This is a genomic window from Dysosmobacter sp. (genome assembly GCF_034093755.1).
Classification (GTDB): Bacteria; Bacillota; Clostridia; order Oscillospirales; family Oscillospiraceae; genus Oscillibacter.
Genome location: NZ_JAXEBZ010000072.1, coordinates 1 through 19503, shown reverse-complemented (window position 1 = coordinate 19503; position 19503 = coordinate 1). Strand labels below are relative to the sequence as shown.

The 19503-nt window shown below is 64.7% G+C and carries 25 protein-coding genes; all 25 read right to left on the bottom strand.

Going from position 1 to position 19503, the window contains the following annotated elements:
• Window position 1: 1 nt before the first annotated feature.
• Window positions 2-565 (bottom strand): hypothetical protein, encoded by a 564-nt coding sequence (locus SOX55_RS09735; protein ID WP_325287255.1) that lies wholly within the window; start codon window positions 563-565, stop codon window positions 2-4.
• Between the two features lie 911 nt (window positions 566-1476).
• Window positions 1477-2361, bottom strand: a complete 885-nt coding sequence (locus SOX55_RS09730) for a polyprenyl synthetase family protein (protein WP_325287254.1) — start codon at window positions 2359-2361, stop codon at window positions 1477-1479.
• A gap of 3 nt (window positions 2362-2364) precedes the next feature.
• Window positions 2365-2595 (bottom strand): exodeoxyribonuclease VII small subunit, encoded by a 231-nt coding sequence (xseB, locus tag SOX55_RS09725; protein ID WP_325287253.1) that lies wholly within the window; start codon window positions 2593-2595, stop codon window positions 2365-2367.
• Complete coding sequence (gene xseA / locus SOX55_RS09720) at window positions 2592-3818, bottom strand: exodeoxyribonuclease VII large subunit (protein WP_325287252.1); 1227 nt, start codon at window positions 3816-3818, stop codon at window positions 2592-2594. Before xseA ends, xseB begins: the two co-directional genes overlap by 4 nt.
• Before the next feature lie 19 nt (window positions 3819-3837).
• The gene (locus SOX55_RS09715) at window positions 3838-4341 is read right to left on the bottom strand and encodes a hypothetical protein (protein WP_325287251.1); all 504 of its coding nucleotides are present in this window, start codon (window positions 4339-4341) and stop codon (window positions 3838-3840) included.
• 109 nt (window positions 4342-4450) lie between these two features.
• Window positions 4451-4915, bottom strand: a complete 465-nt coding sequence (gene nusB, locus SOX55_RS09710; RefSeq protein WP_325287250.1) for a transcription antitermination factor NusB — start codon at window positions 4913-4915, stop codon at window positions 4451-4453.
• A gap of 16 nt (window positions 4916-4931) precedes the next feature.
• Window positions 4932-5306: an Asp23/Gls24 family envelope stress response protein gene (locus SOX55_RS09705; protein WP_325287249.1), complete on the bottom strand. Its 375-nt coding sequence runs from the start codon at window positions 5304-5306 to the stop codon at window positions 4932-4934.
• Between the two features lie 125 nt (window positions 5307-5431).
• Window positions 5432-5983 (bottom strand): SpoIIIAH-like family protein, encoded by a 552-nt coding sequence (locus tag SOX55_RS09700; RefSeq protein ID WP_325287248.1) that lies wholly within the window; start codon window positions 5981-5983, stop codon window positions 5432-5434.
• Window positions 5984-6003: 20 nt separating this feature from the next.
• Complete coding sequence (locus tag SOX55_RS09695) at window positions 6004-6531, bottom strand: stage III sporulation protein AG (RefSeq protein WP_325287247.1); 528 nt, start codon at window positions 6529-6531, stop codon at window positions 6004-6006.
• Window positions 6518-6994, bottom strand: coding sequence for a stage III sporulation protein AF (locus SOX55_RS09690; protein ID WP_325287246.1), 477 nt, complete (start codon window positions 6992-6994; stop codon window positions 6518-6520). The genes SOX55_RS09695 and SOX55_RS09690 overlap by 14 nt, the downstream gene beginning before the upstream one ends.
• On the bottom strand, window positions 6991-8067 hold the full coding sequence (locus SOX55_RS09685) for a stage III sporulation protein AE (protein ID WP_325287245.1): 1077 nt from the start codon (window positions 8065-8067) through the stop codon (window positions 6991-6993). The genes SOX55_RS09690 and SOX55_RS09685 overlap by 4 nt, the downstream gene beginning before the upstream one ends.
• Window positions 8064-8456: a SpoIIIAC/SpoIIIAD family protein gene (locus tag SOX55_RS09680; RefSeq protein WP_325287244.1), complete on the bottom strand. Its 393-nt coding sequence runs from the start codon at window positions 8454-8456 to the stop codon at window positions 8064-8066. Before SOX55_RS09680 ends, SOX55_RS09685 begins: the two co-directional genes overlap by 4 nt.
• 2 nt (window positions 8457-8458) lie before the next feature.
• Entirely contained in the window at window positions 8459-8653 is a 195-nt protein-coding gene (gene spoIIIAC, locus SOX55_RS09675) for a stage III sporulation protein AC (protein WP_325287243.1), read from the bottom strand.
• An 11-nt stretch (window positions 8654-8664) separates the two neighbouring features.
• A complete protein-coding gene (locus SOX55_RS09670; protein WP_325287242.1) occupies window positions 8665-9159 on the bottom strand; it encodes a stage III sporulation protein AB in 495 nt (164 codons plus the stop codon).
• The gene (locus SOX55_RS09665; protein WP_325287241.1) at window positions 9153-10067 is read right to left on the bottom strand and encodes a stage III sporulation protein AA; all 915 of its coding nucleotides are present in this window, start codon (window positions 10065-10067) and stop codon (window positions 9153-9155) included. Before SOX55_RS09665 ends, SOX55_RS09670 begins: the two co-directional genes overlap by 7 nt.
• 87 nt (window positions 10068-10154) lie before the next feature.
• Complete coding sequence (locus SOX55_RS09660; RefSeq protein WP_325287240.1) at window positions 10155-10550, bottom strand: hypothetical protein; 396 nt, start codon at window positions 10548-10550, stop codon at window positions 10155-10157.
• A 3-nt stretch (window positions 10551-10553) separates the two neighbouring features.
• Complete coding sequence (locus SOX55_RS09655) at window positions 10554-11795, bottom strand: recombinase family protein (RefSeq protein ID WP_325287239.1); 1242 nt, start codon at window positions 11793-11795, stop codon at window positions 10554-10556.
• Entirely contained in the window at window positions 11792-11926 is a 135-nt protein-coding gene (locus SOX55_RS09650) for a hypothetical protein (RefSeq protein WP_325287238.1), read from the bottom strand. The genes SOX55_RS09655 and SOX55_RS09650 overlap by 4 nt, the downstream gene beginning before the upstream one ends.
• Window positions 11927-12133: 207 nt before the next feature.
• Complete coding sequence (locus tag SOX55_RS09645) at window positions 12134-14116, bottom strand: sensor histidine kinase (RefSeq protein WP_325287237.1); 1983 nt, start codon at window positions 14114-14116, stop codon at window positions 12134-12136.
• On the bottom strand, window positions 14113-14811 hold the full coding sequence (locus SOX55_RS09640; protein WP_325287236.1) for a response regulator transcription factor: 699 nt from the start codon (window positions 14809-14811) through the stop codon (window positions 14113-14115). The genes SOX55_RS09645 and SOX55_RS09640 overlap by 4 nt, the downstream gene beginning before the upstream one ends.
• Window positions 14812-14960: 149 nt before the next feature.
• The gene (locus tag SOX55_RS09635) at window positions 14961-15263 is read right to left on the bottom strand and encodes a hypothetical protein (RefSeq protein WP_325287235.1); all 303 of its coding nucleotides are present in this window, start codon (window positions 15261-15263) and stop codon (window positions 14961-14963) included.
• Window positions 15264-15278: 15 nt separating this feature from the next.
• On the bottom strand, window positions 15279-16214 hold the full coding sequence (locus tag SOX55_RS09630; RefSeq protein WP_325287234.1) for a hypothetical protein: 936 nt from the start codon (window positions 16212-16214) through the stop codon (window positions 15279-15281).
• Window positions 16215-16226: 12 nt separating this feature from the next.
• Entirely contained in the window at window positions 16227-17363 is a 1137-nt protein-coding gene (locus SOX55_RS09625) for a hypothetical protein (protein ID WP_325287233.1), read from the bottom strand.
• Window positions 17356-17880: an RNA polymerase sigma factor gene (locus SOX55_RS09620; protein ID WP_325287232.1), complete on the bottom strand. Its 525-nt coding sequence runs from the start codon at window positions 17878-17880 to the stop codon at window positions 17356-17358. The genes SOX55_RS09625 and SOX55_RS09620 overlap by 8 nt, the downstream gene beginning before the upstream one ends.
• Before the next feature lie 168 nt (window positions 17881-18048).
• The gene (locus tag SOX55_RS09615; protein WP_325287231.1) at window positions 18049-19224 is read right to left on the bottom strand and encodes an aminotransferase class I/II-fold pyridoxal phosphate-dependent enzyme; all 1176 of its coding nucleotides are present in this window, start codon (window positions 19222-19224) and stop codon (window positions 18049-18051) included.
• Window positions 19225-19503: the final 279 nt, after the last annotated feature.

The window sequence follows — 19503 nt, the reverse complement described above, 5'->3', positions numbered from 1 at the left end:
GTCACTTGGACGAGCGATGAAAAATATGCAGAAAACGGCCTGCCAGGAACACCACTTCCGTGCTCTGCCGGATGGCAAAATTCTTGCCCAGGGCCTTGCCGCCGATGGTCAGGCCAGACACCAGCGCCGTAACAGCCACAGAAAGCAGCACATTCTGAACGTTGAACGCCGACTGCAGCCGCACCACGATCACCGCGCCGGTGGTACCGCTGACGATGCCGCAGATGTCGCCCACCACGTCATTGCAGAAGCTACTGACGTAGCTGGCCCGCCGCAGAAGCCACAGCGCCTCCCTGGCTCCCTTTTCCCGGTGGGCCGCGGCAGAGTGAAAGGGGCGCTCGTCCGCCGCCGTCACCGCCACGCCCAGAATATCAAAGACGATACCCAGCAGGATGAACAGTCCCAAAATCAACAGGGCCATCGCAATGTCGGCGCCCGCCAGCGTCGTTTCCGACAGCAGACTCAACGCCGCAGACAAGGCGATGGCGATCAGGAAAACACGGAGCGCCCAGCTGTAGGGGGAAAGCTCCTCTTTTTTATGCTTCGCTTGATGCTGTTTGCCCAAAAAACTACCTCCATGAAGCCCCGTGCGCCCCAGGCCGCTCACGGGCTTTTCCGTCCGTTTCCGCCGGTAGGGCGGCACGGCCATCTGTTTGCCGGGGGGTTCCCATAGAAAAAAGCTAAGGCAGCGGCGACAGAAAAAGTAAATCTTACGGCTTAGGTACGGGTTGGTTTTCCCCGCGGCGTACCTCTCGTTGCCGATGGAGGCGGTTTCCCCTTTGACGCCGCGGCACGGTGTCGCCATCCGGGCTACCCGACTGCCACTTAGTCCGCACTGCAATCCTTTTTCTGTCTCAAGGAACAGCCTAGGTGATTTCCACCGCAGTCTGTCCGTCTCTTTAGCCTCTTTTGCAGAAAAGGTTTCAGAGAGCAGGGGGCCGCCAATTGCTCCGGCCGGAGCGAAAACGGCCTGGCCTCTCATCCGCCAGTCCCACGCAAGGCAGGCTACGTCTGCACACAGCGCTTGGGGCCTCAGGCCCGTCCGCACCGCCTTGCAGGTTCACAATCTGCTTCGTACACAGCTCGGAAATACCACTGCGGGAGTACGTCTGTGCACAAGAACAGGTCTCCACGGAAACAGGGTCGGGGTAACCATGCCATTGGAGATCGCCCTGAGTCCGCAAGCGCGGTTGCCCGCGCTTCCCCCCAGCACCCACCCAAAACTGGGCGTATCAAGCAGGCACCAGAGGTTTCATCGATGTGCCCTTCAGAGGATTTTTAGGCCCTCCTTCGGAAACGGCAGTACTGACTAGGATACTGCGCCGCCGCTTAGCATGCCTCAGTATAACACAGCCGTCATAAATATACAACATATTCCGTATATCCAAAAATGAATTTTTTTCGTTTTACTGGCAGAACGCCTGTAAAAACAGGCAGGCCGCCGCGCGGCCTGCCTGTTTTGAATCCGTATGGCTGTTATTTCATCCGACTGGCCAGCCGCTCCGCGAAGAAGGTCAGGAAGCCGTCGGCGTCGTAAGGGGCAATGGCGGCCACCGCCTTTTCCGTGCACTCCCGCACTGCCTGCTCACAGCCTTCGATGCCCAGCAGGTCCGCAAATGTCACCTTCCCCTCCTCCTTGTCGGAGCCGATGGGCTTGCCGAAGGTGGCCTCGTCGCCGATGACGTCCAGCATGTCGTCCCGGATCTGGAAGGCAATGCCGATCTGCTGGGCGTACTCCTCCGCGGCGGTGCGCAGCTCCGGGCCGGCGCCGAAGGCTGCGCAGCCCATGGCGCAGGCGGCGGAAATCATGGCGCTGGTTTTCAGCCGGTGGACCTGGTGCAGCTCGTCTCCGGTTTTCGGGGCGTGGAGGGTATCCAGCACCTGGCCGGCCACCATGCCGTCGGGGCCGGAGGCCCGGGCTAGCAGCAGCGCGCACTCCAGCCGGCCTCCCTCGCTGATGCCGGGAGCCGTCAGAATCCGCTCATAGGCGGCGGGCTGCAGGGCATCTCCCGCCAGCACCGCCATGGTCTCGCCGTAAACCTTGTGGTTGGTGGGCTTGCCCCGGCGCAGGTCATCGTCATCCATGCAGGGCAGATCGTCATGGATCAGGGAATACGTATGCACCAGTTCCAGCGCGCAGGCCGCCGGCAGGGCGGAGCGCCAGTCCTCCCCGGCGCCGGCGATGCGGGCAAACTCCAGGGTCAGCACCGGGCGGATGCGCTTGCCGCCGGCCAGCAGACTGTATCGCATGGAGTCATACAGGTCGCTCCAGTCCGTCTGCTCCGTAAACTGGCCGTTCAGATATTCCTCCACCGCCTGGCGGTACACCTCGTACCGGGCGTCAAATACAGCTTTCTCCATTGCTCATTCCTCCTCAAAAGGCAGCTCCACGGGAGCGCCGTCCTGTCCCTTCATCAGCCGTACCACCGTCTGCTCCGCCTGGTCCAGTTCTTTGGAGCAGGCGGCGATCAGCTTGGTCCCCTCTTCAAACAGGGACAGGGAATCCGCCAGCTGGGCGTCTCCCCGTTCCAGCAGGGAAACAATCTCCTCCAGCCGGGCAATCTGTTCTTCAAACGTCTTTTTCTTTGCGCTCATTTCGTCTCCTCCTGCTCCGTATGACTGACGGACCGGTCCACGGTACACTCCAGCCGGCCCTCCCCCAGCGTCACGGCGACTTTCGCTCCCCGGGGGGCCTCCCGGTAACTTCTGACAACAGCGCCGCTTTCATCCTGCACCATGGCATAGCCCCGGCCCAGGACCTTCAGCGGACTCATGGCGTCCAGGGCGGCGGCCAGCGCCGAAAACTTCTCCCGGCGGCGGGACACCAGCTGTCCCCCCAGATCGCCCAGCCGCTGCTGCGCGTGGGTCAGCAGCATCCGCTTGTCCTGCACATAGGCCATCTGGTCCCGCAGGACCCGCTTGCTGGCCAGGGTATCCAGCCGCTGTCTCTGTAAAGTAATTTTCCCTGTCTCCGCCTGGGCAATGCGGGCCGCGCTGTCCCTGAGATACCGCAGAAGCTCCGTCTGGTCCGGCACGGCGATCTCCGCGGCGTTGGAGGGCGTGGATGCCCGGGCGTCCGCCACAAAGTCGGAGATGGTGACGTCCGGCTCGTGGCCTACGGCGGAGATCACCGGCAGCTCCGAGTCATAGATGGCCCTGGCCACCCGCTCATCGTTGAAGGCCCACAGGTCCTCGATGGACCCGCCGCCCCGGCCGGTGATGATCAGGTCCGCAACCTTCCAGCGGTTGGCGTAGCGGATGGCTCCCACGATCTCCGGCGGCGCCTCCGGCCCCTGCACCCGCACCGGCAGCAGAATCACCCTGGCGATGGGATACCGCCGCCGCAGAATGCGGATCATGTCATGAACCGCCGCGCCGGCGGAGGAAGTGATGATGGCGATGCGCCGGGGATAGGCCGGCAGCGGCTTTTTGTGGGCCGGATCAAACAGGCCCTCAGCGTGGAGCTTGGCCTTCAGCTGCTCGAAGGCCACATACAGGTCCCCCACACCCTCCGGCGTCAGCTGGCTGCAGTAGAGCTGATAGGCCCCGTCCCGGGGGAACACCGTCACCCGGCCGGTAACCAGCACCTTCATGCCGTTTTCCGGGCGGAACCGCAGCTTCATGGCGGAGCCCTTGAACATGACGCATCGCAGCGCCCCCTCCGGGTCCTTCAGGGTGAAGTAGTGGTGGCCGGAGGGATAGATTTTATAGTTGGACAGCTCGCCCCGCACACAGATGTTCTGCAGCATGGGCTCGTCGTCCAGCAGCAGCTTCACCAGGTTGTTCACCTCGGTGACGCCGAAAATATGCTGTTCCATGATCTCTCCTTTCCGGACCTCAGCGGAAACGGCGGCGGCCCCGGTAGCTGCGATACAGGGCAGGCTTTTCCGTGGTATAGCGGTGACTCCCCAGCCAGCCCAGCCAGCAAAGGGCCAGCAGCAGGGCGCAGCCGCCGAATCTCAGGCAGGCGTGGACCCGCGTTCCCCGGGCCGCCTGCTCATAGGACAGAATCTCCTCCCCGTCGGCGCGGATGCCGTAAACGTCCGACGGCGGTTCCTCCGCCGTGCACAGCAGCGTGACCGTATCGCCCGCCTGAGCGGGAAACGCGTCTCCGGGAAAACCTGTATCCTGATCCACGCAGTACCCGCCGTCCGTTCCCTCCAGATAGATCCACCAGCGGCAGTGATCGGCATAGTGGGTATTGGTGGTGGTAACCTCCATGCGGGAAAAGCTGCCTGATACCTCTGTCAGTTCCCCTCTTTCCGGCGGCCGGACCAGGCGGCAGGCCCCGTAAGCCGCCCCGGTCAGAGCCGCGGCGATCACCACCGTCAGAATCACCATTCTGACCCAATACGCTCTGCTTCTCGGGCACACCTGCACGGGCCTGTCCCTCCCTGCCATGACAAAAGCGGGACGGCGGCTGCCGCCGCGCCCCGCTGGTCGGTCTGTCTCAGTTTTCCTTCTTCTCCTCCGGAAGCTCCTGGCGGACGAAGCTGCCCAGAATGCCGTTGATGAATTTCACCGTCTCCGGCGTCTCATACTTCTTGGCAATCTCCACCGCCTCGTTGATGGAGACGCCGTTGGGCACGTCCGGCATGTAGAGAATCTCAAACATGGCCACCCGCATGATGGCGGAGGCCACCAGCGGAATCCGGGCGAAGCTCCAGCCCCGGGCGTATTTGGCGATATAGGTGTCCAGCTCGGCGGCATGCTCCGCCACGCCGCTTACCAGACGGCGGATATACTGGTCCTGCTTGGCGTTGGGAGCCTCGCTGTACAGCGGCTCCTCCTCCGCCAGAGCGGCAAAGCTCTCCGCCGTCAGCCGCTGGTCCAGCAGCTCTCCGGCAGTCAGCCTGGTGAAATTCATCTCATAGGAGAGATGGACGGCGATCTCCCGCGCAGTATTTCGTGTCATGATTCGTCCGTCCCTCTCAAGCGATGGTCACGCCGCCCACGTGGACATTGACCATGCCCACGGTGCAGCCGGTCATGGCCTCCACGCTGCTGATGACGGCCTTCTGAGCATTCTCCGCCACCTCGGGGATGGCGGCGCCGTACTGCACCGTCACGTACAGGTCCAGCGTCAGCGTATCGCCGGTCATGTCAATCTTCACGCCCTTGAGGCCCTTCACCGCGTTCTTCTTGTTCACCAGCTCGGAAACGGTGCCGCCCATGCCGGTCATCATGCCGGAGATGCCTTCCACATCCCGCACGGCGCCCACGGCGATGGCAGCAATCACTTCCTCCGAGATGTGGATGCTGCCGCCCTCCTGGGGAAGCGTCATATAATCCTTATTCTCGCTCATCACGCAATAATCTCCTTATCCTTCGTATCCTGAGGGACAGTGCTTTCGTTTTCATGGCATATATTGTACCATGGCGCCTGTAAAAATACAACAGGAATTTCATTGGGCGCGAAAAGTCTTTCCCCTCAGTCCGCCGCCATGATCCGGATGCTGCCGGCGGCGTAGCCCGTCTCGCTTTTGGTGATGTCCGTGATCTTGGCCACGTCCTCCGCCGTCAGCTCGCCGCTGTCTGTGGCCACCACCACGCTGACGCTGTCGTCACTCATGAAGGCTACGCAGTCCCGGTAGCCCTTGGCGGTGACCAAATTCTCAATCTGGGACTCCGTCAGGGCGTAGGACGCCAGCACCTGAATGCTCTCCGACGCCTCGTTGAGCACGGAGGTGTCCGCCCCGTTCTCCGACGCCGCCTTTTCCAACAGGTCAATGGCGCTGTCCCGGGCCTGCTGGCGGGTCAGCCGGGCGGAGGCAAAGTAGTCCGACCCGGTGTACACCGTCTCCTCGTCCGCCGCGGCGGAGGTGTCGCCCTCCCCGGAAACCAGGGTGGCCTCTCCCAGGATTTTCCCGTTTACCGCCTCCTCCCCGGACTGGGCGGTGTATTTCCAGTTCAGGAATACCGCGGCTCCGATCAGAAGCAGCATGGTAAGCAGCATGGTGTTCTTCCGCAATTTCCGGCTCATAGTGCCTTTCCTCCTCCAGATTATGATTGACATTTGACCACCGTGATCCGATCTGAGCTGAGCCCCGTCAGGGCGGCCACCGCCTGGGTCACCGCCAGTTTTACCTCCGCGTTTCCGCCGCCGGTGCAGACCACCAGCGCCCCCCGGTAAGTGGGTCCCACGTTGCGGACCACCACCGGCTCCTCTCCGTCATCCCCCGACAGAATCACCGCCTCCGACCGGCGGGTGTAGTCATCCGGCGCGGCGGTGGCGCCGCTGTAGGAGAGCTCCGTGTCCTGCATGAACTCCCGCTCCCGGGTGCTCTCCAGCGTCAGCATCAGCCTCACCTGTCCCACGCCGTCGATTTCGGACAGGATGCTCCGCATCCGCTCCTCCGTCTCCGCAAGGCTCTCCGCCTCCCGGACCGTCTCCGTCTGCCCCTGCCCCGGGGGCTCCTTCGGCTCCGTGGGCCACAGCAGCAGCGCCACCCCCGCCAGCAGGACCAGCAGGACAAATCCGTACTTCCCCCACAGCGCTCCGAGCCGCTTCGTCTTTTTATCCTGTTCCATGGAAAACCTGCCTCTCTCTGGGAATCCCCAACGCCTGTTCCAGCTCCGCCGCCAGTGCTCCGGAGGGCCCGCAGCTCAGCTCCGCCGACCACGGCACCGGGATGCCGTCGGCATTGGGCGCCACCGTCACTGACGCCTGACACTCCAGCCCCAGCTCCGCCGCTTTGTCCGATATATATGCTTCCGTTTCCCGGGCTATGAGTTCCGCCAGCGTTTTGTCGTTCTCCGCCTGCAGCTCCTGCCGCCGCTGCTCCACGGCGGCGCTCCGGTCCTCATAGTCCAGCCGCAGCTCCCCCGCCCCCAGGGCGGTCAGAGGCCGGGTCAGCACCACCAGCAGAATGAGGCCGCCCACCAGGGAGGTGATCTTCCGCAAGGACCCCTCCGGCGCCAGCCGTTCCGCCAGGGACAGCAGCACCGCCGTGGTCAGAACGGCGGTGAGCCAGCTCCGCAGCGCCGCCATCATGGCGTCACCGCCGCCACGGAGGACAGCACCGACACCAGAAGCAGCAGCGCGCAGGCGCCGGTCATGCCCAGCACCAGACCGAAGGCCCCCGCCAGACCGTCGATCAGGTCCCGCAGCTCCGGCGGCCCCACCGTACCCGCAAGAAACGCCGCCAGCTTGTACAGCAGGTACTGCACTCCCAGCCGCAGAAACGGCAGGGCGCAGACCGCCAGAATCGCCAGCATGCCGAAGATGCCCACCGTGTTTTTCAGCATCCCCGCCCCCGCCAGCACCGTCTCCGACGCGTCGGCCAGAATGCCGCCCACCACCGGCACCACGCCGGAGATGGCCGTTTTTGTCATTTTCACCGCCATGTTATCCACACTTCCCCACAGAACCCGGCTGACGGAGAGGTACACGGTAAAGACGATCAGCGCACCGCTGAGCAGAAACGTGACGCACTTTTTCAGCCCCGCGGCAATCCCTTTCAGCCGCCCGTCCGCCAGCATGGAGGAGGCCGTCAGAACGCCGATATAGAGATACGCCAGCGGCAGCAGCAGCTCCCGGATCAGCTGCAGCAGCACATCCACGAAAAACACCGTGGCCACCTGCTGGGCCGTGGCGGTGTTCATGGCCCCGGAGGCGGCCGCCGCGGCAGCCAGGGTGGGCAGCAGCACCTTGGAGAACGCCCCCATGGCATCAATGGTCTCCACCCCCAGCCCCACCAGGGAATCCAGGCTGCCGGCGCTGATCATGGTCACTGACAGCGCCCCCACCATGGGTGTCAGGCGCACCCGGTCTCCCACGGCCTGCCCCGCGCCGTCCATCACGCCGCACAGCATCGCCGCCAGCACCACCAGCGCCGCTCCCCGGGTCTGCTGGCGCAATACGGTGCGGAACTGCCGTTTTACCGCCGTCAGAATTTCGCTGAGGCCGCCGCGGAAAGACGCGTCGCTTCCGTCCTCTGTCTGGCGCAGCAGTTCCTGTGTCTCCCTGGGCAGCGCCCGGCGCAGCTCCTCCGGCACCTCAGCCGCCCCGGCGCTGACCGTCAGCGTCAGAAGGCACAGCACCCCGCAGATCACCCATCGCCTCATTGTCTCATCAACTCCATCAGCATTCCCAGGGCCTGGCGCAGCAGCGGCGCCGCCGCCAGCAGGGCGCACACCGTCCCCACCGTCTCCAGCACCGCCGCCAGAGCCGATTCCCCGGCGTCCCGGCACAGTCCGCTGCCCACACGCACCACCAGCGCGATGCCGATGGTCTTGTACAGCGGCGCCAGCAGCTCCCGGTCCAGACCGGTGCCCTCCTCCATCTCCCGCAGCAGATCCAGCAGCCCTTCCATCTGGCCCGCCAGCAGCAAAAACACCACGGCAGCCGCGCCGACCGTCAGCGCCAGCGCCAGCTCCGGCGTTCCCTTTTTCAGCAGCAGCGCCAGCAGTGCCGCCAGCACGCAGGCCGCCGCGGCGCGGAATACCAGTTCCATGGTCAGAAGCGGAACAGGGTCTTGACCAGCTGAAACAGGTCGCTGATCTCCTGCACCAGCATCATCAGTACCACCACCAGGCCCGCCAGGGTAGTCATCATGGCCTGCTCCTCCCGCCCGGAGCGGATCAGCAGTTGATTCAGCACCGCCACCAGTATCCCGATGGCCGCGATTTTGAAAATCAGGTCCACATCCATATCCGTTATCCTCAAATCAGCAAAATCACCAGCATCGCCGCGCCGGAGGCCCACAGAACCGCGTTCCGCCGCTCCGTGTCCGGCTGGCGCCGGCGCAGCTCCTCCGCGGCCTTCCGCACCGTGTCGCAGGCCTGGGAAAGGCCCCGGCAGGCCTGCTCCTCGTCTCCCGTCAGGCGCTCTCCCAGTTCCTCCAGCGCCGCCCGGACCTCCTCCGACACCTCCAGACTCCGCGCCGCGCTCCGCCACGCCGCCGGAAGGTCTGTCCCATTTTTCACATCCGCCCTCACCGTGCGGAAGAACGCCGCCTCCCCGCCCCGACGCTGCGCCAGCTGTCCCAGCAGCCGCAGCATGGGCGTCCGGTTCAGCCGGATCTCCCCCGTCATCTGCTCCAGCGCGGCGGAAAGTCCCCGCAGCAGGGCCAGCCGGCGCCGGCCCCGCCGCAGCTGCATTCCTCCGGCCCAGCCGGCAGCCGCGAACACGCACAGGCTCCCCAGCAGCTTCAGCATTCCAGTTCCTCCACCTGATACTGCCGCTGTCCCGCCTCCCGGCGGATCACCACGGCAAACGTGAACACCCGGGCCGCCAGCAATTCCGCGTACAGCGGCTTGTGCCGCAGCTCCTCCACGCTGGCGGCATGGATGGTGGCCAGCAGCCCAACGCCGCAGTTGGCGGCCATGGTCATGGCCCGCAGGTCCTCCCGGGCGGTGATCTCGTCCACCGCCGCCACCTGGGGATTCATGGCCCGCAGCAGCATGGGCACCGCCTCTGCCTTGGGACAGCCCTCCAGCACGTCGGTGCGGGGGCCGATGTCCATCTGGGGCAGGCCCCGCAGCATCACCGCCACCTCCCCCCGCTCGTCCGCCAGCGCCACCCGCAGCCCCGGCCGCTCCGCCGTGCCGTAAGAGAGGCACCGGATCAGATCCCGCAGCAGCGTGGTCTTCCCGCCGCCGGGCGGAGACAGGATCACCGTGCTGCAAAACCGCCCCTCCCGGAACAGTCGGGGCGCCAGACCGTCGCCGATGCCCGTCACCTCCCGGGGGATGCGGATGGCCGCCGAGGAAAAGTCCTTCAGGTTGGCGCAGCTTCCCTCCTTCATCACCGCCGAGCCGCACAGGCCCACCCGGCCGCCGCCCTGCAGCGACAAAAAGCCCCGGCGCAGCGTCTCCACCGCCGCGTAGCGGGAAAACTCCGTGGCAAGGTTGCACAGTGCCTCCAGATCTCCCTGCTCCACCGGAACGCCGGTGTCCCACTCCCCCTCACCGGTGAGGATGGTCATGGTGCGGCCCGCCCGGAGGCGGAACTCCTCCGCCTGGGCCTGCCGCTGTCGGGGCTCCGCCATAGCGGCCCGGCGCAGCCGGCCCGGCAGGGCCATGGCCGCCTGTTCATAACAGATGATTGATTTCTCCTGTTCCATTTCCGTTCCCTCCTGCATCTGCTCCACTGTATGAGGGACTTGTCCCGGCTATGACAGAAAAAACACCGCCGGATGGCGGTGTTTTTCTCACGGGCAGCTGCAGTAGCTGCGGGTGTCCTCGTAGGTTTCCGGCTGACGGACGGTGTTGGGCGGGAAGAACTCGCCGGTGGGGAACTGGATGCTGCGGAACAGGCCGCAGGGGTCCTCGCCGGGGCCGCCGCCGTTGTTATCCCGGCCGCACTCCTTGCAGGGCATGCAGTAGTCATAGACGGGGATCAGCAGCTGGGAATCCCGCTCCAGACGGACGATGGAGAACTGCCCCAGCGTCACGTAGATCCGCCGCAGGTCCCCGCCGGTGGACAGCTCGCCGTCGAAGCAGCGGCTGATATAGGCGGGAATCTCCGCCAGCTCGCACTCGTTCCGGCAGTCGCAGACGTCCACCACCCGGGTATCCAGAACAATGGGGTCCACGGCCTCCGCCATGGCCTACAAACCGGGTATTTGCAGCGGCCGGAGCACAATCTCCGCCTGCCGGTCCTCCCGGATCGTGATCCCCTCCAGCAGCGTCCGCAGTGCCGGGTTGGTCATGGTCTCCAGGTTCAGAAACCGCTCCGCCTCCCGCCGCAGCTCCTCCGGCGGCGCCATGTCTCCCGCCTGGGCCGCCGCCTCCGCCGCCAGGTCCGTCAGATTCCCCGCCCGCTGCCAGTGGCGGCGCAGGGCCTCCTTCAGCTCCTCCTCCCGCAGGAAGGTCCGGTTGGGGCAGCTTCCCTCCCGGTCATGGCCGGGACAGCGCCACAGGACTTCGCCCCGGTCCTTCCGGCCGTACACCCGGCCGCAGACGCCGCAGCGGATCAGGCCGCTGAACAGGTGGACCCCACTGTAGCGGGTCCCCGGCCGCTGCCGCAGCGCCAGTTCCCGCTGGGCCGCCCGGAACAGCTCCGGCGGCACCACGGCCCACTCCGGCCGCCGGTGGCACAGCCGGTCCCCCGGCGGCGCGGGAACCAGACGCCCCTCCAGAAAATCCGCCACCTGGTATTTGCAGTTCACATACTCCCCGCAGTAGATGGAATTCCGCAGGATGCGCCCCACCCCCCGGGCGTCCCACAGGTTCCCCTTCTTCGTGGGAATCCCCCGGTCATTGAGGGCCTGGGCGATTCTGCGGCAGCCCCAGCCGTCCCGGACGTACTGCTCAAAGATGTACCGCACCGTCTCCGCCTCCCGGGGATTGACCCGCAGGTGCAGGTTGTCCACGTGGTCATAGCCGTAAACCACCGTGGGCGTCCGGCCCTGCTCCCCGGTGACCCGCTTGCCGAACTTCACCCGGGCGGACAGATTGGCGCTCTCCTCCTGGGCCAGGGCGCTGAACATAGTCAGCACAAATTCCGACTGCCCCAGCACCGTCATGTTGTTGGACAGGAACAGCACCTCCACCCCCAGCCGCCGCAGACGGCGCACCGCCGTCAGGGCGTCCACCGTGTTGCGGGCAAACCGGGACACGTCCTTCACCACAATCATGTCGAAGCACCCGCCCTCCGCATCCGCCAGCATCCGCTGGAACTCCCGCCGGTTTTTCAGTGCCCGGCCGCTGATGCCCTCGTCGGGGTAAATGCCGTACAGCTCATAGCCGTTCCGGGCGGCGTAGGTTTCAAAGAACTGCTTCTGGCGGCTCAGGCTGTCCAGCTGCTCCTCCCGGCCGGTGCTGACCCGGCAATAGGCGGCAATTCTCATGGCCGCTTTGCTTCCCGCTGCCGCGCCCAGTGCCGCAGGTGCTCCGCGGTGAGACGCACCAGCGCCCGGCGCAGCACCTCCGGCGGGTTGGGGTCCCGCACCGTAAGCAGGACCGTGATCCGTTTACGCATATTCATCCCCCTTTCCGCTTCCACTGTATGGGAAAGGGGCGGCGGTTATCCCTCTGCCGTTTTACGACAGTTCCCGATCCGGTCCCCGGAAGATTTAAAACTTTTTTAATAGTTTGCGCTGGTTTGTTTCACAATTTCCCGGTAAATTAAGAATTGCAAGAGCACAAAGCTTCTTTTTCATCAATCTTCCGGGAAAAGGCCAGCCCATCAGGGCTGGCCTTTTCCTGTTTCCTCCCGCACCGGGAACCGCAGCACCACCTTGAAGAGGTCGCCGTCCACCGTCAGTGTGAGCTTCCCCTTCTGCAGCTCCGTCAGGCTACGGGCAATGGAAAGCCCCAGGCCGCTGCCCTCGGAGGTGCGGGAGGCATCCCCCCGGACGAACCGCTCCAGCAGCTCGTCTGCGGACTGCTCCAGAGGCTGGGCGGAGGTATTCTTGAAGGAGATCACCGCCTCGCCGCCCTGCCGCTCCAGCAGAAGGTACACCCGGGTGCCCTCCAGGGCGTACTTGCAGATGTTGTTCATCAGGTTGTCCAGCACCCGCCACAGCCGCCGGCCGTCCGCCAGAATGGTCACCGGCTCCTCCGGAATCCGCAGCACCATCGTCAGCTTCCGGTCCTCCAGACGGCGGCTGTACTCCCCCGCTGCCTGGGTCAGCAGCACCCCCGCCTCACAGGGGGTCAGATGCACCTCCAGGTTGCCGGTGGAGGCCTTGGAGGCTTCCACCAGGTCCTCAATGAGCTTTTTCAGCCGCTCCGCCTGCCGCAGCAGCACGCCGGCGTACTCCGTGGTCTTTTCGCTGCCCGGCGGCTCCCGGCCGATGAGCTCCGCGTAGTTGACGATGGAGGTCAGGGGGGTTTTGATGTCATGGGAGACGTTGGTGATCAGCTCCGTTTTCAGCCGCTCGCTGCGCATCCGCTGCTCCACCGCTCTGGCCATGCCGTCGCCGATGCTGTTGAGGTTCTCCGCGTGACGGCGCAGGTCCCCCACGAGACGCCGGGTGCTCACCTGGCAGGAGAGGTTTCCGGCAGCCAGGGCCTCACCGCCTCGCTGCAGCCGCCGCAGCGCCAGCACCGCGTACACCACCAGCGGCGTCAGCAGGATCTTTTCCAGCACCCACAGCGCCAGCAGCACGTCCGTCTCCCACCAGCACAGCAGGATCATCAGCAGCTCCAGCAGCCACAGGCCGCCGACGATCAGCAGCGCCTTCCACACCAGCGGCAGCGCGGCCAGCAGCCACCGGAAAAACCGTCCCGCGGCACCGCCGGCTTTGCGAAGCCCCCGCCAGACAAGGCGTCCGAAGCGCCACAGGAGGGTGTTTTTCCACCAGCCCCCCAGCTTCACCCGCACCGCCGCGCTCATGGCCCAGCCCATGGCCAGCACCTCCGCCGCGGCGGCAGACAGGGCGGCAAACACCAGCCCCATCGCCGAGCCGTCAAACCGGAAGCAGTAGATTTCAAGCCCAAATTCCAGCAGGCCGAACCCGGCCAGGGCCGCGGCGGCGGCCAGCAGGTCGAAGGGAATCTTCGTCCCCCAGCCGGGGCGGACCGCCACCGCGCCCTTCCGCCAGCCGGCGGCGCACAGCAGAAACACTCCGCAGCCCAGCGCCAGCACGGCGCAGGCCGCCGCGATGACCCACACCCAGTACCGCAGGGCGTAGCCAATGTCCACCATGCGGTCTGCCCGGGCATAGGCGTCATCTTTGGCAAAGGTTTCGTCCAGCCCGACGCGGATGATGTACGGACCGTGGGGAAGCGCCTTCTCCGCCACCAGGGAACCATCCCAGCCCATCTGGGTGGTGTAGAGCCAGGGCGTATCCAGATACCCCTCGCCGCCCCGCCAGACCTGCGCTCCGCCCTCGTCCAGAATCAGGACGGCGGCAATGTTCCGCTCCGCGATGTACTCTTCCGCGTATTTCCAGTCGCCCCGGCAGACGTTGTAGCCGATGATCTGACCGTCCTCCCGTGCGATCTCGCCGTACAGGACGTCCCGCACCTGGGTGGTCTCCCGGTCATAGACACCGTAGTCCGCCATCAGCACCCCCGCGAAGACGGCTGCCGCCGCCAGCAGCGACAGCACCGGCACCAGCAGAAACGCCAGAACCTTCAGCGGCAGGCTGCCGGTGAACCGGCGGGACTTGGGCAGCGCCTCCCCCGGCAGCAGGTTTTCTTCCCTCAGCACGCTCTCACTCATGTCCGTTCTCCTTTCTCCATCTTGTAGCCCTGGCCCCACACCACTTTCAGCCACCGCGGCTCCGCCGGGTCCAGCTCGATCTTCTCCCGCAGGTGGCGGATGTGGACGGCCACGGTGTTTTCGCTGCCGAAAGGCGCGTCCTTCCACACCAGGCGGTAAATCTCCTTCGGGGAATACACCTGCCCCGGGTGCTCCATCAGCAGCTTCAGAATCTCATACTCCGTAGGAGTCAGGGACACCGGCTCGCCGTCCAGCGTCACCGATTTGGCCCGGTCATCCAGCTCCACACCGCCGCAGCGCAGCACCTCCGGCCGCCGGGGCGCGCCCCCCAGGTGCACGTACCGCCGCAGCTGGGACCGGACCCGGGCCGCCACCTCCACCGGGTTGAAGGGCTTGGTGATGTAGTCATCGGCCCCCACGTTGAGGCCCAGAATCTTATCCGTGTCCTCGCTTTTGGCCGTCAGCAGGATCACCGGCACGTTGCTCCGCTTCCGGATCTCCGCCATGGCGGAAATGCCGTCCATCTCCGGCATCATAATGTCCATCAGCACCAGATGGATTTCCTCCCGCTCCAGAATCTCCAGCGCCTCCCGGCCGGTATAGGCGGAAAACAGGCGGTGGTCCGGACTGTCCAGAAAAATATTCAGGGCATTGACAATGTCCCGGTCGTCATCGCAGATGAGAATGTGATACATGGGCTTCCCTCCTTGTGTCCCTATCATACCTCCGCCACTCCTTGGAAAGAAAGGTGGAAATCCTTTAAGATTTTCTTAAAATGGCAGAGGTCATAAAAAGCCGCGGCCCAGGCCGCGGCTCTTCCCAAAGCTCCGGTCACGCCGGAGGCTCATTTTTTTCTCTTTTTCCACCAGTCCCGCCAGACGATGGCTGTCATGGCGGCGTACACCGAGACGATAATTCCGATGAAGATCACCATAAAGACCTTATCGCCCTTGGACACCGGCGCGGCAAGCGTGTCATACACGGCGAAGAACAAAAAACCGCAATAGATTGACACCACTACGGAGAGGGGCACACACATCGGCAACTCCATCCGCTCCCAAAACCGCCTGTACCGTGGAAACCGCTTGCTGCAGATACGATCCGCAGCGCACCATGCTGCCAGAAGCGCAAAAGGGACAAACTCCATAACAGCTCCTCCTATTTACAGCTGCTCCACCGTCTGCCGCCACTGGCCGCGAACCCGGTCCAGCGCTTCTTCCGCGGCAGACATATCCGACCGCAGTTTTTCCTGCAGGGCCTCCACCTGCCGCCTTGTGTCCCGCACGCGGCTCTCCGATTCCCGGATGTGGTCCCGCACCGCCCAGTCGGTGAAGATGTTGTCGAACCACACGTCCGCCATGGTGAGGAAGCCCCCCACCTCGATCCGGAAATCGGCGGAGATGGTCACGTCCGCCAGCTCCGCCTCGTAGCGGCGCAGGGCGCTCTGCAATTCCCCCGCCAGCTTCTGGGCCTCGTCCAGATGGGAATACTTGGCCATGTCCGCCAGCAGTCCGCCGCCCATCAGGTCGAAGGTGCTCCAGCCGGCGGCGCTGTCCAGCTTTTCCAGCAGGAAGCGCAGCTTTGCCTCCACCGTCTCCCCGGCGAAAATGGCCTCCTGCAGCTCCCGGCGGCGGTCCGTCAGCTCCGTCAGCAGCTGCTCGATCTGCCGCAGCTTCTCCGCCGCGGCAGGGTTCCGGGCCGCCAGCTCCGCTGCCTTTTCCTCCAGCAGCCGGTCATACTCCTCCCGGGCAAAGCGGTTGTCCGCAATGCGCCGGCGGCGGAACTCCGCGTCCGCCAGCACCTCGTCCAGCTGCCGTCTGGCGGCCTCGTACCGCAGGGCGGCGGCGCAGGCCTCCGCCCGCTCTTTGTCCATCCGTTCATCCCGGTCGCCCCGGAGCGACGCCAGCAGACTGGCCAGGGACACACCCTCCAACCGGTCCACGTCCCGCTGCTCCTTGTCCCGGACGGCGCGGCAGCGCTCCATCTCCTCCCGGCAGACCCGCTCCTGCTCCAGCAGGGCGTTCAGCACGTTCCGGTCTTCCTGGCAGCAGGCGATTCTCTCCCGCAGGGCCTGCAGTTCCCGCTGATAGTCCCGCATCACATACCTCCCTCAGTCCAGCGCAGGCAAGTCCAATTCCAGTGTCTGTCCCCCCAGGGACAGACACTGGACAGCCCCTGCCGGCAGGGGCACGGAAAATTCCAGCCCCACGGTAATGTTCCACCGCTCACCTGTCCCGGCGGCGCTGCAGAGCGTGGTGAAATCCTGCCCCCGCAGCACAGTACCGTCCCTCAGCCGCAGCTCCAGGCTTCCCAGCGCGGCCAGCAGGCCGTCGGGGCAGTCCGGATCGCCGCTGTCACAGGTGAACTCCATAGTCAGCGTCAGCGGTGTGGACACCGCCTCCGTCAGCAGATAGGTATAGCCGTTCAGGGGCAGCTCCGCGGCCAGTTCCACCGTCTGGCTGGCCCCGTTTTCCCCGCTCAGATGCACCGGCAGTTCCCAGCTGCCGGGATACAGCACTTCTTCGCTGTCCGCCGTCTCCCAGCCGAAATCCCCCAGCAGGACGCGGTAGGTCCCCTCCGGAATCTCGCTGCGGCTGGTGATGGTCAACACCAGGAAGCACTCATTGTCCGCCAGCGTGGGGTCCTCGTCGGAGAACACATACCGCCAGCCGGCGCCGAAGGCCTCGTCCCCCTGGGAGATGGAGTCGCTCACATCCAGAAAGCCGTAATTCCGGTACTCTCCGCTCTCCTGAGAGAAGCTCTCCAGCTGCTTCGCCGTCACCCGGACGGCCACCATGGCAGTGTTGCCGCTGCATACGGCGTCCACCAGCTCCAGCCGCAGATTCTCATTTTCCACCACGGTGCCCACGCTTTTGCTGCCCAGCTCCAGCAGCTGGTCGGCGTCCATGCAGGCGGCATAGGCCTCTTCGCCGGCGCGGCGCAGGAACATCTCCCGGAAGAAGGCGCCGCCGGTGACGGTGTAGGCAATGGCGGAGGTGGCCAGCAGCGCCACCGCCGCGGCCGCGGCGGTAAACCGCAGAAACCGCCATTTCCCCCGCTTCCCGGGGGCGGCCGCCTTCGCTTCCTCCGCCGCGGCACGGCAGGCATCCGGGTCCGCCAGCAGCTGCTCCATCCGCCGGCGCTGCCGGTCCGACATGGGCCGGCTGTCCTCCGGCAGGTCCCGCAGGTCCTCCTCCATGGCCTGTATCAGTGCCTCTTTCAGCAGATCGTCAAACAGATCAGCCACAGGTATACCCCTCCTCCCTCATGCGTTGAATCAGCGCCTGCCGTCCCCGGGACAGCCGGGTCTTGACGGCGCCAACGCTCATGTTCAGCTCCCTGGCGATGTCCGCGTTGCTCCACTCCGCCAGAAACCGCAGCTCCAGAATGCGCCGGTAATTCTCCGGCATAGCGCGGATCAGCTCCACCAGGCGCTGTACCTCCCCCTCCTCCCGGGGGGCGGCCGCCTCCGGCGCGTGTTCCATCGGCATCTCCCGCCCCTCCTTTCGCAGCATGTCCAGCGCGGTGTTTCTCGTCACTGTCAGCACCCAGTAAATCCGCCGCTCCTCCGGAACGGCCCGCAGGGAGTCCATGTGGGTCAGCATCTTCAAAAAGGTCTCATGGACGGCGTCCTCTGCCCTGCTGTGGGATGACAGGATCTGCATCGCCACCGCCATCATCCGGGAATAGTCCCGCTGGTAGATCTCCGTCAGCAGAAGGCGGTCATCCTGCTTCGCCAGCGGTTCGTGTGTATCAGCAAGCAATCCTTGTTCCTCTTTCTCTATCGTAAGGCGGCGCGAAGGCCGCACGCATCTGCACCCTCTGTTCCTATGACGTTTCAGCCGGCAGAAACGATACACTTCCCTTCAAAATTTTTGATTTTCTGTGAAAAAGGGCGGCGCACACCGGAACCGTGCGCGCCGCTCTCCGGCTTATTTTCCCTGAATGATGCCGCTGCTGCCAACGGCGGCCACGATTTCCCGGATGACCTCCACCGGCTGCACCATGGCAAAGCGGACGTGTCCCTCTCCCAGAGTGCCGAAAGCGGAGCCGGGGGTGCACAGCAGTCCTGTGCGCTCCAGCAGCTCGAAGCAGAACTCCACGGAGTTGGTGTAGCCCGCCGGCAGCGGCGCCCAGGCGAACATGCTGCCCTGGCTGTCCGGCACGTTCCAGCCGATGGACCGGAAGCCGCCGCACAGGGCGTCCCGCCGGGCCTGATACTCCAGGCGCTGGCGCTCCACCCCGTCCTGGGGGCCGTTGAGGGCGGCGACGGCGGCGTACTGCACCGGCAGGAAGATGCCGTAGTCGATCTGGGAGCGGAGAGTGCGGAACTTGCCCACGATTTCCCGGTTGCCCAGAACGAAGGAGATGCGGGCGCCGGTGAGGTTGTAGGTCTTTGACAGGGAGTTGTACTCCACGCCCACTTCCTTCGCGCCGGGGAAGCTGAGGAAGGAGCGGCCCTCCTGCCCGTCGAACACGATCTCGGAATAGGCGTTGTCGTGGAGAATGATGATGTCGTACTTCTTTGCGAAGGCGATCAGCTCCTGGTAGAAGCTGGCGGGGGCCGTCCGGCAGATGGGGTTGGCGGGATAGGACACCACCATCATCTTCGCCGCCCGGGCCGTCTCCTCCGGGATGGCGGACAGGTCCGGCAGATACCCCTTCTCCTCCAGCAGGTCATAGTGGACGATCTTCGCGCCGCACAGGAAGGGGCCCATCTCGAAGATGGGGTAACCGGGGTTGGGGGCCAGCACCACGTCGCCGGGGTCGCAGACCGCCAGGCCGATGTGGGTCAGGCCCTCCTGGGAGCCGTAGAGGGACATGATCTCCGCCGGCTCCAGCTCCACCTGATAGCGGCGCCGATACCAGCCCCGCACCGCCTCAATCAGCTCCGGCCGGTCGCTGAGGGCGTACTTCCAGTTTTCCGGATCAGCGGCCGCCTCCGTCAGCGCCTGCATCACATGGGGTGCCGGGGGGAAGTCCGGCGTGCCCACCGACAGGTTGTACACCTTCCGGCCCTGCCGCTCCAGCTCTCTGCGCCGGGCATCCAGCTGGCTGAAAATACCCTCCTGAAACAAATCCATCCGCTTGGCAAAGTGAAATTCCATGGAACCATTCCTCCGTAAACGGACGCCGCGCGCCCGGTGTTCGTCTTTGCATGTGCCCATTGACAATGCTTAATAAATTATTATACGCCGGAATAGCACCGTCTGCCAAGAGGGAAACCCGGAATTCCCCAAATTTCTTGTAGGATTACAATACATGTTGGACAAGTAAATAAAAAGGATGAAGGATAGGGCCTTATCGGTTAAAGTTGAGTTACCACACCACAACTTGACGAAAGGGGGCCATATCCTTCATGAGCAAGAGTATAACACAGGACATGG

Bases quoted from the DNA above. Each gene is read 5' to 3' on its own strand.
- SOX55_RS09730 (WP_325287254.1), bottom strand. From the start codon at position 2,361: ATGGAGAAAGCTGTATTTGACGCCCGGTACGAGGTGTACCGCCAGGCG.
- SOX55_RS09700 (WP_325287248.1), bottom strand. From the start codon at position 5,983: ATGAGCCGGAAATTGCGGAAGAACACCATGCTGCTTACCATGCTGCTT.
- SOX55_RS09685 (WP_325287245.1), bottom strand. From the start codon at position 8,067: ATGAGGCGATGGGTGATCTGCGGGGTGCTGTGCCTTCTGACGCTGACG.
- SOX55_RS09665 (WP_325287241.1), bottom strand. From the start codon at position 10,067: ATGGAACAGGAGAAATCAATCATCTGTTATGAACAGGCGGCCATGGCC.
- SOX55_RS09695 (WP_325287247.1), bottom strand. From the start codon at position 6,531: ATGGAACAGGATAAAAAGACGAAGCGGCTCGGAGCGCTGTGGGGGAAG.
- SOX55_RS09705 (WP_325287249.1), bottom strand. From the start codon at position 5,306: ATGAGCGAGAATAAGGATTATATGACGCTTCCCCAGGAGGGCGGCAGC.
- spoIIIAC (WP_325287243.1), bottom strand. From the start codon at position 8,653: ATGGATGTGGACCTGATTTTCAAAATCGCGGCCATCGGGATACTGGTG.
- xseB (WP_325287253.1), bottom strand. From the start codon at position 2,595: ATGAGCGCAAAGAAAAAGACGTTTGAAGAACAGATTGCCCGGCTGGAG.
- SOX55_RS09615 (WP_325287231.1), bottom strand. From the start codon at position 19,224: ATGGAATTTCACTTTGCCAAGCGGATGGATTTGTTTCAGGAGGGTATT.
- SOX55_RS09630 (WP_325287234.1), bottom strand. From the start codon at position 16,214: ATGCGGGACTATCAGCGGGAACTGCAGGCCCTGCGGGAGAGAATCGCC.
- SOX55_RS09655 (WP_325287239.1), bottom strand. From the start codon at position 11,795: ATGAGAATTGCCGCCTATTGCCGGGTCAGCACCGGCCGGGAGGAGCAG.
- SOX55_RS09645 (WP_325287237.1), bottom strand. From the start codon at position 14,116: ATGAGTGAGAGCGTGCTGAGGGAAGAAAACCTGCTGCCGGGGGAGGCG.
- SOX55_RS09680 (WP_325287244.1), bottom strand. From the start codon at position 8,456: ATGGAACTGGTATTCCGCGCCGCGGCGGCCTGCGTGCTGGCGGCACTG.
- SOX55_RS09635 (WP_325287235.1), bottom strand. From the start codon at position 15,263: ATGGAGTTTGTCCCTTTTGCGCTTCTGGCAGCATGGTGCGCTGCGGAT.
- nusB (WP_325287250.1), bottom strand. From the start codon at position 4,915: ATGACACGAAATACTGCGCGGGAGATCGCCGTCCATCTCTCCTATGAG.
- SOX55_RS09670 (WP_325287242.1), bottom strand. From the start codon at position 9,159: ATGCTGAAGCTGCTGGGGAGCCTGTGCGTGTTCGCGGCTGCCGGCTGG.
- xseA (WP_325287252.1), bottom strand. From the start codon at position 3,818: ATGGAACAGCATATTTTCGGCGTCACCGAGGTGAACAACCTGGTGAAG.
- SOX55_RS09715 (WP_325287251.1), bottom strand. From the start codon at position 4,341: ATGGTGATTCTGACGGTGGTGATCGCCGCGGCTCTGACCGGGGCGGCT.
- SOX55_RS09660 (WP_325287240.1), bottom strand. From the start codon at position 10,550: ATGGCGGAGGCCGTGGACCCCATTGTTCTGGATACCCGGGTGGTGGAC.
- SOX55_RS09650 (WP_325287238.1), bottom strand. From the start codon at position 11,926: ATGCGTAAACGGATCACGGTCCTGCTTACGGTGCGGGACCCCAACCCG.
- SOX55_RS09690 (WP_325287246.1), bottom strand. From the start codon at position 6,994: ATGATGGCGGCGCTGCGGAGCTGGCTCACCGCCGTTCTGACCACGGCG.
- SOX55_RS09640 (WP_325287236.1), bottom strand. From the start codon at position 14,811: ATGTATCACATTCTCATCTGCGATGACGACCGGGACATTGTCAATGCC.